Annotated in this window: 17 protein-coding genes; 4 read left to right on the top strand and 13 right to left on the bottom strand. The window is 75.4% G+C overall.

Translation table 11 applies throughout. The annotated features are described in order from the left end of the window. Positions 1-51: 51 nt before the first annotated feature. Genes ACRAS8_RS30785 through ACRAS8_RS30765 form a run of 5 tightly spaced genes read right to left on the bottom strand, consistent with a single transcriptional unit; the run spans position 52 to position 4,538 of the window. Positions 52-1,074, bottom strand: coding sequence for a lysylphosphatidylglycerol synthase transmembrane domain-containing protein (locus ACRAS8_RS30785; RefSeq protein ID WP_438489250.1), 1,023 nt, complete (start codon positions 1,072-1,074; stop codon positions 52-54). Further along, a complete protein-coding gene (locus ACRAS8_RS30780; RefSeq protein ID WP_438490646.1) occupies positions 1,074-1,937 on the bottom strand; it encodes an SAM-dependent methyltransferase in 864 nt (287 codons plus the stop codon). The genes ACRAS8_RS30785 and ACRAS8_RS30780 overlap by 1 nt, the downstream gene beginning before the upstream one ends. After that, on the bottom strand, positions 1,934-3,046 hold the full coding sequence (locus ACRAS8_RS30775) for a glycosyltransferase family 4 protein (protein WP_438489249.1): 1,113 nt from the start codon (positions 3,044-3,046) through the stop codon (positions 1,934-1,936). The genes ACRAS8_RS30780 and ACRAS8_RS30775 overlap by 4 nt, the downstream gene beginning before the upstream one ends. A gap of 19 nt (positions 3,047-3,065) precedes the next feature. Beyond that, entirely contained in the window at positions 3,066-3,464 is a 399-nt protein-coding gene (locus ACRAS8_RS30770; RefSeq protein ID WP_438489248.1) for a 6-pyruvoyl trahydropterin synthase family protein, read from the bottom strand. 45 nt (positions 3,465-3,509) lie between these two features. Next, positions 3,510-4,538: a zinc-dependent alcohol dehydrogenase gene (locus ACRAS8_RS30765; protein ID WP_438489247.1), complete on the bottom strand. Its 1,029-nt coding sequence runs from the start codon at positions 4,536-4,538 to the stop codon at positions 3,510-3,512. A 71-nt stretch (positions 4,539-4,609) separates the two neighbouring features. On the opposite strand from ACRAS8_RS30765, the gene ACRAS8_RS30760 reads away from it, so the two are divergent. Continuing rightward, positions 4,610-5,383, top strand: a complete 774-nt coding sequence (locus tag ACRAS8_RS30760; protein ID WP_438489246.1) for a CDP-alcohol phosphatidyltransferase family protein — start codon at positions 4,610-4,612, stop codon at positions 5,381-5,383. A gap of 14 nt (positions 5,384-5,397) precedes the next feature. Here ACRAS8_RS30760 and ACRAS8_RS30755 read toward each other — a convergent pair whose 3' ends face one another. Both ACRAS8_RS30755 and ACRAS8_RS30750 read right to left on the bottom strand, forming a co-directional pair. Then, complete coding sequence (locus ACRAS8_RS30755; RefSeq protein WP_438489245.1) at positions 5,398-5,793, bottom strand: DUF6126 family protein; 396 nt, start codon at positions 5,791-5,793, stop codon at positions 5,398-5,400. Positions 5,794-5,855: 62 nt separating this feature from the next. Beyond that, entirely contained in the window at positions 5,856-6,056 is a 201-nt protein-coding gene (locus tag ACRAS8_RS30750; RefSeq protein ID WP_438489244.1) for a hypothetical protein, read from the bottom strand. Between the two features lie 294 nt (positions 6,057-6,350). Between ACRAS8_RS30750 and ACRAS8_RS30745 the strand changes: the two genes are divergently transcribed. The 3 genes from ACRAS8_RS30745 (at position 6,351) to ACRAS8_RS30735 (ending at position 9,736) form a co-directional block, all read left to right on the top strand. Next, positions 6,351-7,127 carry an alpha/beta fold hydrolase gene (locus ACRAS8_RS30745; protein ID WP_438489243.1) on the top strand — a complete coding sequence of 259 codons (777 nt, stop codon included), beginning with the start codon at positions 6,351-6,353 and terminating at the stop codon, positions 7,125-7,127. Positions 7,128-7,580: 453 nt separating this feature from the next. After that, entirely contained in the window at positions 7,581-8,645 is a 1,065-nt protein-coding gene (locus ACRAS8_RS30740) for a right-handed parallel beta-helix repeat-containing protein (protein ID WP_438490645.1), read from the top strand. 59 nt (positions 8,646-8,704) lie between these two features. Further along, positions 8,705-9,736 carry a methyltransferase gene (locus ACRAS8_RS30735; protein ID WP_438489242.1) on the top strand — a complete coding sequence of 344 codons (1,032 nt, stop codon included), beginning with the start codon at positions 8,705-8,707 and terminating at the stop codon, positions 9,734-9,736. Between the two features lie 85 nt (positions 9,737-9,821). Here ACRAS8_RS30735 and ACRAS8_RS30730 read toward each other — a convergent pair whose 3' ends face one another. The 6 genes from ACRAS8_RS30730 to ACRAS8_RS30705 form a co-directional block, all read right to left on the bottom strand. Next, entirely contained in the window at positions 9,822-10,154 is a 333-nt protein-coding gene (locus ACRAS8_RS30730; RefSeq protein WP_438489241.1) for a TcmI family type II polyketide cyclase, read from the bottom strand. 66 nt (positions 10,155-10,220) lie between these two features. Then, on the bottom strand, positions 10,221-10,697 hold the full coding sequence (locus ACRAS8_RS30725) for an SRPBCC family protein (RefSeq protein WP_438489240.1): 477 nt from the start codon (positions 10,695-10,697) through the stop codon (positions 10,221-10,223). A gap of 2 nt (positions 10,698-10,699) precedes the next feature. Beyond that, on the bottom strand, positions 10,700-10,975 hold the full coding sequence (locus tag ACRAS8_RS30720; protein ID WP_438489239.1) for an acyl carrier protein: 276 nt from the start codon (positions 10,973-10,975) through the stop codon (positions 10,700-10,702). A 12-nt stretch (positions 10,976-10,987) separates the two neighbouring features. Continuing rightward, a complete protein-coding gene (locus tag ACRAS8_RS30715) occupies positions 10,988-12,238 on the bottom strand; it encodes a beta-ketoacyl synthase N-terminal-like domain-containing protein (protein ID WP_438489238.1) in 1,251 nt (416 codons plus the stop codon). Beyond that, positions 12,235-13,503 (bottom strand): beta-ketoacyl-[acyl-carrier-protein] synthase family protein, encoded by a 1,269-nt coding sequence (locus ACRAS8_RS30710; RefSeq protein ID WP_438489237.1) that lies wholly within the window; start codon positions 13,501-13,503, stop codon positions 12,235-12,237. Before ACRAS8_RS30710 ends, ACRAS8_RS30715 begins: the two co-directional genes overlap by 4 nt. Then, positions 13,500-13,934 (bottom strand): cupin domain-containing protein, encoded by a 435-nt coding sequence (locus ACRAS8_RS30705; protein ID WP_438489236.1) that lies wholly within the window; start codon positions 13,932-13,934, stop codon positions 13,500-13,502. Before ACRAS8_RS30705 ends, ACRAS8_RS30710 begins: the two co-directional genes overlap by 4 nt. Positions 13,935-13,943 lie beyond the last annotated feature (9 nt).

The following is a 13,943-nucleotide window of genomic DNA, read 5'->3' as shown; positions in this document are numbered from 1 at the left end:
GACGGCGTGCCCGGCCTGCGCTTTCCCGGTACGCCGGTGATGCGGCGGGCGCTACGGCCGCCGGTCCGGCGCTCCGCACTCGGCGAGGACACGCTCTTCGAGCTGGAGCTGCGGGCGCCGGGCGGCGCGCGGTCCGGCGGCCCAGCGGACCACCAGAACCCCGGCGCCGGGCAGGCTCGCGGCCAGTACGAGCACGCCGTAGACGACGGCGGTGGCGAGGCCCTGCCCGGCTCCCAGTCCGGCGGCGCCGAAGGCCCAGGCCGCGGCGCCCTCGCGGGGCCCCCAGCCGCCGACGTTCAGCGGCAGGGCCATGGCCAGCAGGGCCGGCAGCACCAGCGGCAGCAGGTCGGCAGCGGGCGCCGGTACTCCGGCGACCCGGGCGGCCAGCAGGAACGTCGCCACATAGCCGGCGAGGACGGCGAGTGACGAGGCGGCGACGCCCGTCCAGAGCCCGCGGGCGGCGCCGGCCCGCCGGGCCTCGGCCAGTGCGGCGCGCAGCCGTCCGCCGCCGGGCCCTGCGGGGGCGCCCGTGCGGCGCCGGCGCGCGCGGACGAGCAGTGCGGCCGCCGGGACGCCCACCGCGAGCAGCGCGAGCAGCGGTCCGGCCGGCGGCGTGCCGAGGGCCCGGCCGAGCGCCGTCCGCACCGGTGAGGGCCGGACGGTCAGCACCACCGCGCCGGCCGCGAGCAGGACCAGCTGCCCCGCGGCCCGCTCCAGGACCACCGCGCCGGCGGCCCGCCGCACATCGCCCGCGGTGCGGCCATGGTGCACCGCGCGGTGGACGTCGCCCAGCACACCGCCGGGCAGCGCGGCGTTGAGGAAGAGCGCCCGGTAGTAGTCCGCCACCGCCCGGCCCAGCGGGAGTCGCAGGCCGAGGCCGCGGGCCACCAGGCACCAGCGCCAGGCGCTGCACACCGTCGTCAGCACCCCGATGCCCACCCCGGCGAGCAGGGTGGCGGCGTCGATCCGGCGCAGGCCGTCGACGAAGGCGCCCGAGCCCAGGTGCCACAGCAGTACCGCCAGGACGGCGAGTCCGCCGCATACCCTCGCCCAGGGCCAGAGGTGACGGCCCATCAGGCCGGGCGGGGGGCCGGGACCCGGGCCGGTCCGGGGAGCGCCAGCAGATCGGTGTGGTGGACCTTGACCTCCAACTCCCCCGCCGCGCATGCCGCCAGGCGCCGCCGCAGATACCCGTCGGCCGCGGCGGCCAGCTGCGGGCGCTGCGCGCGGGCGGCGGCCACCCGGCCCCGCAGCCAGTGCTCGGTCAGCGCGCGCTCGGGCCCGCCCAGCCGCCAGGGGCTGAGCCGGGCCGTCACCCGTGCGCCGCGCCGGGTGAACGCCTCGGTGGCCGCCGCGACCGCGTCCGGGCCCAGCAGTCGGCGACCGCCCGTGGTCCGCCGCTGGTGGGCGTCGAACGCGGCGGCGAGCGCGGCGTCGAGCGGGTCGGCCGGGGAGAGGTCGACCCGGCCGGTGACGGAGAGCGCCAGCAGGGCCGGGCAGCCGGCGCCCGTGCAGGCCGCGGCGAGGGATTCCAGCTCGTCGCGGGTGAGCAGGTCGAGCAGTGCCGAGGCGGTCACCAGGGACGTGCCGGCGAGCGCCTCGGCGGTCAGGGCGGTCAGGTCGCCGGGCGCGGTCACGGCCGTAACCGGCCGTCCGTCGGCGGCGGTTGACGGCATCCGGCTCCCGGCGCGGGCGAGCAGTTCCGGGTCGTGGTCCTGGAGGATCCAGTGCTGGGGGCCGGGCAGCCGGACCGCGAGCCAGCGGCCCATCGCGCCCGTGCCGCAGCCCAGGTCGCGGATGACGAGACCGCCCGCGCCGGCGGCGAGCACCTCGCGCAGCGGGCGCAGCAGCTCCGGTGCGCGGGCCGCGGCGTCCGCGGGCTCGCGCAACTCCAGCCAGTCGGGGCGGAATCGTGGGCTGCCGACCGCGCCCCTTATGGGTTCCGCGGTGCGGTCCGCAGTCGTTCCAGCGCCCCGGCCAGGCTGTGCGACGTCGTCTCCCACCCCTCCAGCATGGCACGGCGGGCCCGGGCGGCGTCCCCCAGTCGCCGCCGCAGCGCCGGGTCGCCGAACCATGTGCGCAGCGCCCCGGCGAGCGCCGCCGGGTCGCCGGGCGGGACCAGCAGGCCGGGCACGCTGCCGTCGGGGGCCCGCCCGACGGCCTCGGGCACCCCGTCCACGGCCGTGGCCAGCACCGGGATTCCGCGCGCCAGCGCCTCGGTGAGCACCATGCCGTACGTCTCGGCGTACGAGGCGAGCAGCACCAGGTCGGCGGCGGCGTAGCAGGCGGCCAGCGCGGCGCCGGTGCGCGGCCCGGCCAGCCGGACGCGGTCCGTCAGGCCCAGCTCCCGTATCCGCGCGCGCAGTTGCCGGGCGCACTGCGGGTCCTGGTCCGTCGCGCCGACGAAGGTGCACCTCCAGGGCGCGTCGGTGACGGTCGCGAGGGCGTCCGCCAGGCGGCGGTGGCCCTTGCGCGGGGTCACCGACGCCACGCACAGCAGTCCGCCGGCGCCGTCCGTGCCGGGGGCGGGCGGTGCCGGGTCGGCGCCCGGCCGGGCGACCGTCACCGGCGGCAGCCCCGGCCCGTGGTGGGCGCGGATGCGGCGGGCCGCCCAGTCGCTGGTGGCGATCACCGCGCCGGCGGTGTGCAGGGCGCGCCGTTCCCGGGCGTCCAGCTCCGCCGCCGTCGCGGGGTCGAGCCCGGTCTCGTCGGCGAGCGGCAGGTGCAGCAGGACGGCCAGGCGCAGCCGGGCGGCCGCGGGGCGGAGGACATCGGGCACCCCGCATGCCACCAGGCCGTCCAGCAGCACCGGTGCGCCGTTGGGCAGTTGGGCCAGCAGCCGGGCCAGTCGGGCGGTGGCGGCGGCGTCCGGGCGCGGCCAGCCGCCGGGCAGCGGGTGGCGGTGCACCCGCCAGCCGAGGGCCGTCAGCTCGCGGCAGACCCGCAGGTCGTAGATGTTGCCTCCGCTGGGTGCCGAGGGGTCGGCGACGCCGCCGGGCAGGACGGCGTGCACCTCGCGCGGGCCCTCTGGGCCGGGGGCGGTCACCGGGTGCGGCCGGGCCGGCTCACAGCGCGCGCTCGTAACTGGCCCAGGCGATATGGGATTCGTGCAGGGTGACGGTGAGGCCGGCGAGTGCGCGGGCGCCGGCGCCGAGGTTGCCGGCGTGCACCCGGTCGGCGAGCCGGTCGGCGATGACCTTGGCGAGTGCCTCGGTGGAGGTGTTGGTGCCGGCGAAGGCGGGTTCGTCGTCGAGGTTGCGGTAGTTGAGCTCGGCGACCACCGCGCCCAGTTCCTGGGTGGCCAGGCCGATGTCGACGACGATGTTGTCGTCGTCGAGTTCGGCGCGGCGGAAGGTGGCGTCCACGATGAAGGTGGCGCCGTGCAGCCGCTGCGCCGGGCCGAAGACCGCGCCGCGGAAGCTGTGCGCGACCATCAGGTGGTCGCGGACGGTGATGCTGAACACGGTGTTCCTCCAGGTGTGCGGTGAACGGGGCGTCGCGGGACGGCGTCACGCCGGGTAGCGGATGCGGTGGCAGAGGGCCGGGAGTGCGCCGGAGGCCAGCCGGGGCAGCACCGACGGCAGCTCGGCGAAGAGGGATTCGCCGGTGATCAGCGCGTCGAAGGCGGGGTCGGCGAGGAGGTCGAGCGCGAGCCCGAGCCGGTCGGCGAAGCCGCGCCGGCCGCGGCGGGCCGGGGCGACGGCGCCGACCTGGCTGCTGCGGACGGTCAGCCGGCGGGAGTGGAAGGACTCCCCCAGCGGCAGACCGACCCGGCGGTCGCCGTACCAGCTCAGCTCGATCACGGTGCCTTCCGAGGCGAGGAGTTCGAGGGCGCGGACCAGGCCCTCCTCGGTGGCGCTGGCGTGCACGACGAGGTCGCAGTCGCCGTGGGCGTCGGCGGGCAGCGCGAACGGGACGCCCAGCGCCGCGGCGGTGGCGGCGCGCGCCGGATCGGCGTCGATCAGCTGCACCCGCGCGGCCGGGTAGCGGGCCAGCAGCGCGGCGGTCGCGGCCCCGACCATGCCCCCGCCGACCACCGCGATCCGGTCACCGAGCAGCGGGGCCGCGTCCCACACCGCGTTCACCGCGGTCTCGACGGTGCCGGCGAGGACGGCGCGCGCCGCGGGGACGGCGTCCGGGACGGGGGTCACCGCGTCCGCCGGGACGACGTAGTGGGTCTGGTGCGGGTAGAGGCAGAAGACCGTGCGGCCGCGGAGCGGGTCCGGCCCCTCCTCGACCACGCCCACGCTCAGATAGCCGTACTTGACGGGTGCCGGGAACGCGCCGTCCTGGAACGGGGCCCGCATCGCCGCGTACTGGCTCTCCGGGACGCCACCGCGGAAGACCAGGCTCTCGGTGCCGCGGCTCACCCCGGAGTAGAGCGTGCGCACCAGGACCTCGCCGGCGGCGGGGCGCGGCAGCTCGGCCGTCCGGATCTCGCCGCGGCCCGGGGCGCTGAGCCAGAAGCTCTGGGCGACGCGCGGCACGGAATCCTCCTGGACGGTGCGGCAGGGCGTCCTGAATGCTGAGGGACGCATGCCGGGGATCATGGCGACGCGGTCACCCTACGCGGCGTCCCCCGGCTCCGCCACAGGGTCGGGGAGGTGCGATGGCCGGACAAGTGCGATGCGGGGCGCGGCCGTTCGGCCCGGACCTGGCCGTCGGGGCGGTCGCGCAGCTGGTGCTGCTGGCGGTGCTGTGCCGGGCGGTGGGGCTGGGGCCGGCGGGCCGGCTGGCGGGCGCCGCCTTTACGGCGGTCACCGTGGCCCTGCTCGCCCGGGCGGTGCGCGGGTCCTGGCCGCGCCGCTTCGGGCCGGCCAACCGCGTCACGCTGGCCCGGGCCACGTTCGTCGGCGGGGTGACGGCGCTGGTCGCCGACTCCTTCGCCCGGCCGGTGCCGGTGGCGGTGCTGGTGGGGCTGGCCGCGGTCGCGCTGGCGCTGGACGCGGTGGACGGGCCGGTGGCCCGGCGCACCGGGACGGCGACGGCGCTGGGGGCACGGTTCGACATGGAGGTCGACGCGTTCCTGATCCTGGTGCTGTCCCTCTACGCGGCGGGTCCGCTGGGGCCGTGGGTGCCGGCCGTCGGCGCCCTGCGCTATCTGTTCGTCGCGGCGTCCTGGGTGCTGCCGTGGCTGCGGGCGCCGCTGCCGCCCAGCGTGGCGCGCAAGACGGTGGCCGCGGTGCAGGGTGTGGTGCTCGTGACGGCGGGCGCCGGGATCGCGCCGCGGGCGCTGGAGCGGGGCGCGGTGGCGGGGGCGTTGGCGCTGCTGGTGTGGTCGTTCGGCCGCGATGTCGGGTGGCTGTGGCGGACCCGGGAGGGGGCCGGCGGGGCGTCCGCGGCGCGGGCGGCCGGCGGGGAGCCGGTGTCGCGGTCGGGGTGAGGGCGCCGGCCGTGTCAGGTCCCGGCGTGCCGGCCGAGGTAGACGACCAGCGCGAGGAACACCAGCGCCAGGTGGGTCACGGCGAGGTAGAGCAGCACCCGTATCCACAGGCTGCGCCGGGCCGCCTCGTGGGCGGCGGCCCGGTGGGGCACCAGGACGGTGGCGGGCAGACGGGCCAGGCGGGTGCCGGGGCGCACGGCGGTGGCCCGGGCCCGGCGGACGCCGCAGCGCGGCGACATCCGGTGCCGGGCGGCGAGATCGGGGCAGCTCCGCCCGTGGCCGCGAACGGGGCGCAGCGGGCCCGGGCCGAGGTGGCGGCCCCGGCAGGTCCGGGCGGCGGTGGGTATGCAGGTGCGGGAGCGGACCGCACGCCACGGCGGCGGCCCTTTGCGTCGTGGTGCGCCGGACATCGGCGGTCACCCGGCTCCGGCGGTGCCGGACCGCGCCGGGCGCGGCCGCGGCGGCGTGCCGCTCACTCCGGCGCCCCGCCCCGGGGCGCGGCCGCGGAGCCGCGGTCCGGGGCGATCCCGATGCCGTGCGCGATCCGCGGCGCGTCGTCCCGTTCGTCCTCCGCGACGGCCGGCGCGCAGGCGTCGTCGGCGGCGCGCGCCGCTTCGACGGCGGCCCGTGCCGCGCGCACCCGCTCCCGTACCGACTCGGCGAAACCGCCCACGCATGCCCTCCGCGTTCAGGCCGACCGGCCATCGCGTTGATCGTTGAACAGGGGAATTCCTCAACTGTAGACGAAGGACCCGCCGGGTTGAATGGCCGGGGCGCGACCGGCGGGTCCCCTCCCAGGGCGTGTCCGGTGGGTCAGGGCCGGACATGCCCCGGTACCGAACCGGCGGCCCGCCCCTGCCACTTGCCGCCCTTGAATCTCCCGTTGGGGGAGCTTCTACGGTCCGGAGCCCGCGGCCGCCGTCCCCGGCGGACCCGCGTGGTGGACGGGAAGCGAGGAGTACGCGTAATGACGGCATTCGTCTTGGTTTCGGGCGGCCACACCGGTGGCTGGATCTGGCGGGAGGTGGCCGCCCTGCTGCGGGAGCGGGGGCACACCGCGCTTCCGGTGACGCTGACCGGGATGGGCGACCGGCGGCATCTGGCCGGACCGGACACCGACCTGGAGACGCACATCGAGGACATCGTGCAGCTGCTGGACCACGAGGACGTCCGGGAGGGGGTGCTGGTGGGGCACTGCTACGGCCTGCTCCCGGTGCTGGGGGCCGCCGACCGGCGCCCGGACCGGGTGGGCGCGCTGGTCTACCTGGACTCCGGGATGCCGGGGGACGGCGACGCGGGGGTCGATGTGATGCCCGACCCGGCCGTGCGGGACCGGCTGCTGCGGCGGGCCGAGGAGGCGGGCGGCGGGCGGTTCGTGCCGCCTCCGCCGCTGGACGACGAGGAGCTGTGGGGCAGTCTCACCGGCGTGTCGCCGGCCGACCGGGAGCGGCTGGCGCGACTGGCGGCGCCGCAGCCGCTGGCGACGCTGACCCGCCCGCTGCGCCTGACGGGGGCGGCCGCGGAGCTGCCCGGCACCGGCGTCTTCTGCACCGCCAACGGGGCGAGCATCGCGGCGGTGGCGGCCCTGGTGGCCACCGGGGATCCGCGGTTCGCGGTGCTCACCGAGCCCCGGGTGGGCTTCTTCGACCTGGACACCGGGCACTATCCGATGCTGTCGCGGCCCGGCGAGCTGACCGAGGTGCTGGTCCGGGCGGCGGCCGGCGAGGGCCGCCGCCTCGGCTGACCGGCCCGGCTCCCGGCGGGGCGGTGCGGGCGGCCCCGGTGGCGGCCGTTGGGGTGATGAAGCGGACGGGAGCGTGGCGGACGGGTGTCGTCCGGCCGCGTGACGGCGTTGAGCATCCGTGACCGTCCCGCGCCTCCGCCCGTGGTTCCTGCCCGCCAGCCTCGCGGCCCTGTTGACGGAGGCCCTGCCGGACGGTCCGGCTGATGCCCCGTCCGATCCCGGGCCGGGCCCGGCGCCCGACCAGCGGCCGGTCCCCGGGAGCGGCGAACGGCCGGCCGCGCCGCGCTCCCCCGGTCGCCGTCCGACCGCCCCCGGGCCGGAAAGCTGAGCGCTGCACGCACTGTGCCCACCGGGTTACCCCGTGTGGCGAGCGCGGATGATCGCCCATAGCTTCGCTTCATGGCACTACGACAAAAGGCCCGCGGACGGCAAAAGGCCCGCGGGGTACGGCGGATGAGCTACCTGGGCTGCGCGGCGGCGGTCCTGGCCGGGGCACTCGGTACGGCGCCGCCGTCCCAGGCCACACCGGACCGGGACGACGAGGTGCTCGTCGTCCACCCCGGCGAATCGATCCAGCGCGCGGTGGACGCGGCACACCCCGGCGACACCGTGCTCCTGCTGCCGGGCGTGTACCGCGAGAGCGTACGGATCGACAAGTCGCATGTGACGCTCCGCGGGAGCGACGGCGACGCCGTGATCGCCCCGCCGGCCAGGCGGGCGGGGAACGCCTGCGGGCGGAACGGCGACGGCATCTGCGTCACCGGCGGCGCCGGCGGCCCGGTCACCGGCGTCACGCTGCGGCGGCTGACCGTCGAGGGCTTCCGCCGGAACGGCGTCTGGGCCTCCGGTACCGAGGACCTGACGGTGCGCGGCGTCACTGCGCGGCACAACGGCCAGTGGGGCATCGCGCTGGAGAAGTCGGTGCGCAGCCGGCTCCGCGACAACACCGCCTCGGAGAACGGCGACGCGGGGATCTTCCTCGCCAACGTGGTCACGGAGGAGGGCGGGGCGCTCGACACCCGGCGCACCCGCGTCGAGGACAACCGGATGCTCGGCAACCGCATCGGCCTCACGGCCCGGCGGCTGCGGAACCTGGTGATCGACCACAACACCATGTCCGAGAACTGCGCCGGGATCTTCGTCGTCGGCGACGAGGGCCGGCCCAAGGCCGGGGCGCTGACGGTCCGGGACAACCAGGTCTCGCGGAACAACAAGCACTGCCCGAAGACCAAGCGGCTGCCGTTCCTCCAGGGCTCCGGCGTCGTCCTCACCGGCACCGAGGACACCCTGGTGACGCACAACCTCGTCCGCGACAACGTCGGCAATTCACCGCTCTCCGGCGGCGTGGTGCTCTTCCCCAGCTTCGTCAAGGCCACCGGTGACCGGAACAGCATCAGCGACAACGTCGTGCTGCGGAACGTTCCGGCGGACCTGATCAACGCGGACCGGAACGGGCGCGGGAACGTCTTCACCCGCAACACGTGCCGGACCTCCAGGCCGGCCGGGCTGTGCGGCTAGGGCGCGTCCGGCCCTGATCCGTCACGGCCCAGCGAACGTCAACGGAGAATCGAGGCGGAATGACCACCGTGAGCCCCACCCCCCAGGCCGGCATGCGGCTGCGGGAACTCGTCTTCGGCGCCGCGTGCGCGGCGGCCGTCCGGGCGGCCGCCCGGCTCCGCGTGGCCGACGCGCTGGGCGAGCGGCCCACCCCGGTGGAGGAGTTGGCCGCCGCGGTGGACACCGAACCACGGCCGCTGCGGCGGCTGTTGCGGGCGCTGGCCTGCTACGGGATCTTCGAGGAGACCGAGGACGGGTCGTTCGCCCACACGGAGATGTCGCGGCTGCTGCGGGAGGACGCCCCGAACAGCCTGCGCTACATCACGCTGTGGTGCACCGAGCCGTGGACCTGGGCGGCGTGGCCGCGGCTGGACGACGCGGTGCGCTCGGGCCGGAACGTCTTCGAGGACCTCTACGGCAAGGGGTTCTTCGACTACCTGCACGAGGACGCCCAGGACTCCGCCCGGGTCTTCGACCGGGCGATGACCACTTCCAGCCGGCAGTCGGCCCGCGACATCGCCGAACTCCTCGACCTCACCGGGGTGTCGTCGGTGGCGGACATCGGCGGCGGGCAGGGCCACGTCCTGGCCGGCCTGCTGGAGAAGCACCCGGCGCTGCGCGGCACCCTGCTGGATCTGCCGTCGGTGGTGGGCAGCGCCGACCCCCGGCTCAGGGAGGGCGGTGCGCTGGCCGGCCGGGCGCGGATCGTGCCCGGCGACTGCCGCGAGGACATCCCCGTCCAGGCCGACCTCTACCTCATCAAGAACATCCTGGAGTGGGACGACGACAGCACCCGGCGGACGCTGGCTCAGGTCGTCGAGGCGGCCCGGCCCGGTGCCCGGGTGGTGGTCATCGAGAACCTCGTCGACGACAGCCCGTCGATGAAGTTCACCACCGCCATGGACCTGCTGCTGCTCCTGAACGTGGGCGGGGCCAAGCACTCCAAGGAGAGCCTGGTGCGGCACCTGGCCGAGGCGGGGCTGCAGGTCCACGACATCGTGGTGGTCAACCCGTATCTGCACGCCTTCGAGTGCACCGTCCCGGCGAAGTGAGGCGGGCGTGAACGGTCCGGCGGACACGGTGGCGGCCTCCCCGCCCGGTATAGCGGGGAGGCCGGTCGTCGTGCGCCGGCCGGGATCAGCCGGTGCCGTCCCGCTCCCAGCGGTAGAACTGCCGGGCCATGGCGTCCTCGGGACCGCGCCAGGTCTCCGGGTCGTAGGCGCTGACGTACGCCGACAGCCGCTCGCTGATGGACCGGAACTCCGGGTGCTGGTGCACCTTGGCGATCTGCGGGCCGGGGGGCACGTCGGACTCGATGAGGTGCAGGTACACGTCGCCGAACTGGAACAGCGTGCGCCGGTTGACGCCCACCAGGTGGGGCAGCTCCGTGCGGTCCGAGGCCGCGAAGACCTCGGCGATGTCGGGAGCCGAGCCGGGCTTCATCCGGGCGACGATCAGAGCGTGGTGCATCGGGGAGGTTCCCTTCGTTGCCGCCGGGCGGCGGTCCGGGGTGGGACTGACGGGGCGTCAGGCGCGTCAGTCGGCCGGGGCGCCGGCGCGCAGTTCACGGTCGCGCTGCTCGATCCGGTCCCGGATGAGCTCCATCTGGATCCGGGAGTTGCGGTTGATGTGCTCGGTCATGCCCTTGTCGTCGATCGGGGCCTCGGGCTTCATGGCGAAGTCCTGGGTCCAGTGCATCGACGTGCCGCCGGGGATCTCCTTGTACTTCCAGAAGATGTCCATGAACTTGAACGGGCCGGTCTCCACGCGGCGGGCACGGACGGTCAGCGCGCCGCGGTCGGGGGTCCGCTCGGAGACCCAGCTCCAGACCTTGCCGTTCTCGTCGGGGTGCATGGTCAGCCGGAAGGTGGTCGTCTCGCCCTCGCGGGCGAGCACCTCGACGGAGGCGTACTCGCTGAAGAGCCGGGGCCAGTTCTGCAGGTCGTTGGTCATGTCCCAGACGAGGCTGAGCGGGGCGGCGATGGTGATCTCGTTCTCGGTGTGGCCGGGCATGTTCAGGCTCCTGTCGTAGTGACGGTGTCGGTGTTGGTGTTGGTGTTGACGAGGTCGAGGAAGTCACGGGGGGTCCTGGCGCGTTCGGCGTCGGGTGGCAGCGTCCGGCCGTACCGGTTCTCCAACTCGCCCACGATGCCGAGCAGGCCCAACGAGTCCAGTCCGTACTCGGCGAAGGTCGCCTCGGGCCGGTCCGCCATCTCCTTCGGGTCGACGGTGAGGCCGGCCGCCGACTTCATCAGCGTGGCCAGTTCGTCGAGGGTCAGTCGAGCGGTCATGGGTTGCTCCTTTCAGGAGGGGGACTTCTCGCACCGCCGCAGCACCAGCGCCGCGTTGGAGCCCATCAGTCCCCGGCTCAGCACCAGCGCCGTCTGGAGCTCGGCGGGCCGGGACCTGCCGGTCACCACGTCGAGATCCACGTCGACGTCGACGATGTTGGGGGTCGGCGGCACGACGGAGCCCTCCATGGAGAGCACCGCGGCCGCGATGTCCAGGACGGGGGCTCCGCAGTACGCCCGGCCGATGCCGGTCTTGGGCGCGGTCACCGGCACCTCCGCGGCGTGCCGGCCCAGGGCGTCGGCGAGCGCCTGCGCCTCGGCCCGGTCCGCCGCGAGCACCCCGAGGGCGTCCGCGAACACCACGTCGATCTCCTCGGGGGCGCAGCCGGCCTCCGCCAGCGCGCCCTGGATCGCCCGCGCCAGGCCCTCCCGGGACGCGTCCCAGAGGGCGGCCCCGGTGAAGGTGGCGGCGTGACCGGCGAGCACGGCCCGCGGCCGGGAGCCCCGGTCCACGGCGGCCGTCCGCTCCTCGACGACGAGCATCGCGCCGCCCTCGGCGGGCACGAACCCGCACGCCGAGGCGGTGAACGGCCGGTAGGCGCGGTCCGGTTCGACGGCCCGGCTGAGGTCCTCGTAGCCGAGCTGGCAGACCACCGAGTACGGGGCCAGCGGCGCCTCGGCGGCGCCCACCACCACGGCGTCGGTGCCGCGGTGGATGGCGCGGCCGGCGTGCGCCAGCGCGTCCAGCCCGCCCGCCTCGTCGCTGGCCACCACGCCGCACGGCCCCTTGAAGCCGCCGCGAATGGAGATCTGGCCGGTGCTGGCCGCGTAGAACCAGGCGATCGACTGGTACGGGCCGACATGGCGGGAGCCCTGGCCCCACAGGTGCTGCAGCTCCCGCTGGCCGAACTCGCCGCCGCCGGAGCCGGCCGCGGTCACCACTCCCACCGCGAACGGCGAGCGGTTGTAGTCGGCCCGGCCCAACAGGGCGTCTTCCAGGGCGAGGTTGGCCGCGGCCATCGCGAAGTGCGTGAACCGGTCGGTCTGGACGAGGAAGCGCTCCTCGATCAGCTCGGTCGGGTCGAAGTCGCGGACCTCTCCGGCGACCTTCAGCGGCAGCTGTTCGCACCCCTCGCGGGTGACCGTGTCGAGGACGCTGATGCCCTCCTTGGTGGCCTTCCAGAAGGCTTCGGTGTTGGCCCCGTTGGGGGCGATCACCCCGATGCCGGTGACGACGGAACAGCGTGTGCGCGGGGAGTTCATCGGGTCCTCCCACCCGGGCGGGTCAGGACCACGGCCGACTGGAACCCGCCGAATCCGCTGCCCACGGACAGCACCGACCGCAGCGGTACTTCCCGTGCGGTCTTCGGCACGTAGTCGAGGTCGCACTCCGGGTCCGGGTTCTCGTAGTTGGCGGTCGGCGGGACCACCTGATGGATCAGGGCCAGGACGCAGGCGACGACCTCGATCGCGCCGATCGCGCCCAGCGAGTGCCCCACCATCGACTTGATCGAGCTCATCGGCACCTTGTAGGCGTAGGCACCCAGCGACCGCTTGACCGCGGCGGTCTCATGGCGGTCGTTCTGCTGGGTGCCCGAGCCGTGCGCGTTGACGTAGTCGACCTGGGTGGGGTCGAGCTGCGCGTGGGCCAGCGAGCGGTTGATCGCCTCGGCCATCTCCAGGCCCTCCTGGGTCAGGCCGGTCATGTGGTAGGCGTTGCCGAAGGTGTTGTAGCCGCGGATCTCGCAGTGGACGGTGGCACCGCGGGCCCGGGCGTGCTCCAGCTCCTCCAGGACGAGGACGGCGCCGCCCTCGCCCATCACGAACCCGTCGCGCCGGGCGTCGAACGGCCGGGAGGCGTGGGCCGGGTCGTCGTTGTTGGCGGAGGTGGCCTTGATGGCGTCGAAGCAGGCCACCGTGATCGGGGAGATCGGCGAGTCCGAGGCGCCCGCGACGCAGACGTCGGCCCGGCCCTCCTCGATGGTGTGGAAGGCGTAACCGATCGCGTCCAGGCCGGAGGTGCACCCCGTGGAGACGGTCTGCACCGGGCCGTGCGCGCCGATCTGCTCGGCGACCGCGGACGCCAGCGAACTGGGCGAGAAGGCCCGGTGCAGATGCGGCCCGGCGGGCCGGTGGTCCACGTCCCAGCGGCGGCCGGACTCGCTGACCGCCACGTAGTCGTGCTCCAGGCGCGTGGTGCCGCCGACCGCGGTGCCCAGGGACACCCCGATCCGCCAGGGGTCCTCCCGCTCCATGTCCAGGCCGGCCTCCCGCAGCGCCTCGGCCGCGGCGACCAGCGCGAACTGGATGTACCGGTCCGACCTGGCCACCTGCTCCTCGTCCAGACCGTGCGCGGCCGGATCGAAGTCGCACTCGGCGGCGATCCGGGACCGGAAGCCGGTCGGGTCGAAGAGGGTGATGCCGCGGGTGGCCGTCCGTCCGGCGGACAGCAGGTCCCAGAAGGCCGGGATGCCCACGCCGCCGGGGGCGACGACACCGAGGCCGGTGACCGCCACGCGGCGGGTCATGACACCGGCTCCGGTCGTTCGGGTGGGGCGGCCGGTGCGCTCTCCTCGGAGCCCTCGGTGTCGACGTGGCCCAGTTCCGGCCGCGGCGCCAGCGGGCCGAGGTGGAAGACCATCCGGGCCTCGGTGTCCCCCACGTTGCGGAAGCGGTGCCGCATGTACGGCGGGATCATCAGCCCCTGGTCCGGGCGCAGCGGGTACGTCACCCCGTCGAGGTCGGCCTCCAGGGAGCCCTGGACGACGTACACGAACTCCTCGGAATACGGGTGGTAGTGCTCTCCGATGCGTTCGCCGGGCTGGACCAGTGCCATGCCCATGAAGCCGCTCGTGGCGCCCACCGCGCTGGGTGTCAGCATGGCGCGCAGATCACCTCCGCGCCGGCGGTTGGGCTGGGTCTCGCTGAGGTCCACGATGCGTGGGCGGTGCGTGGTCATGGCTGATTC

Origin of the sequence: Streptomyces sp. S186, assembly GCF_051603415.1 — a bacterium.
GTDB lineage: Bacteria > Actinomycetota > Actinomycetes > Streptomycetales > Streptomycetaceae > Streptomyces.
This window is presented reverse-complemented; position numbering and strand designations above follow the sequence as displayed.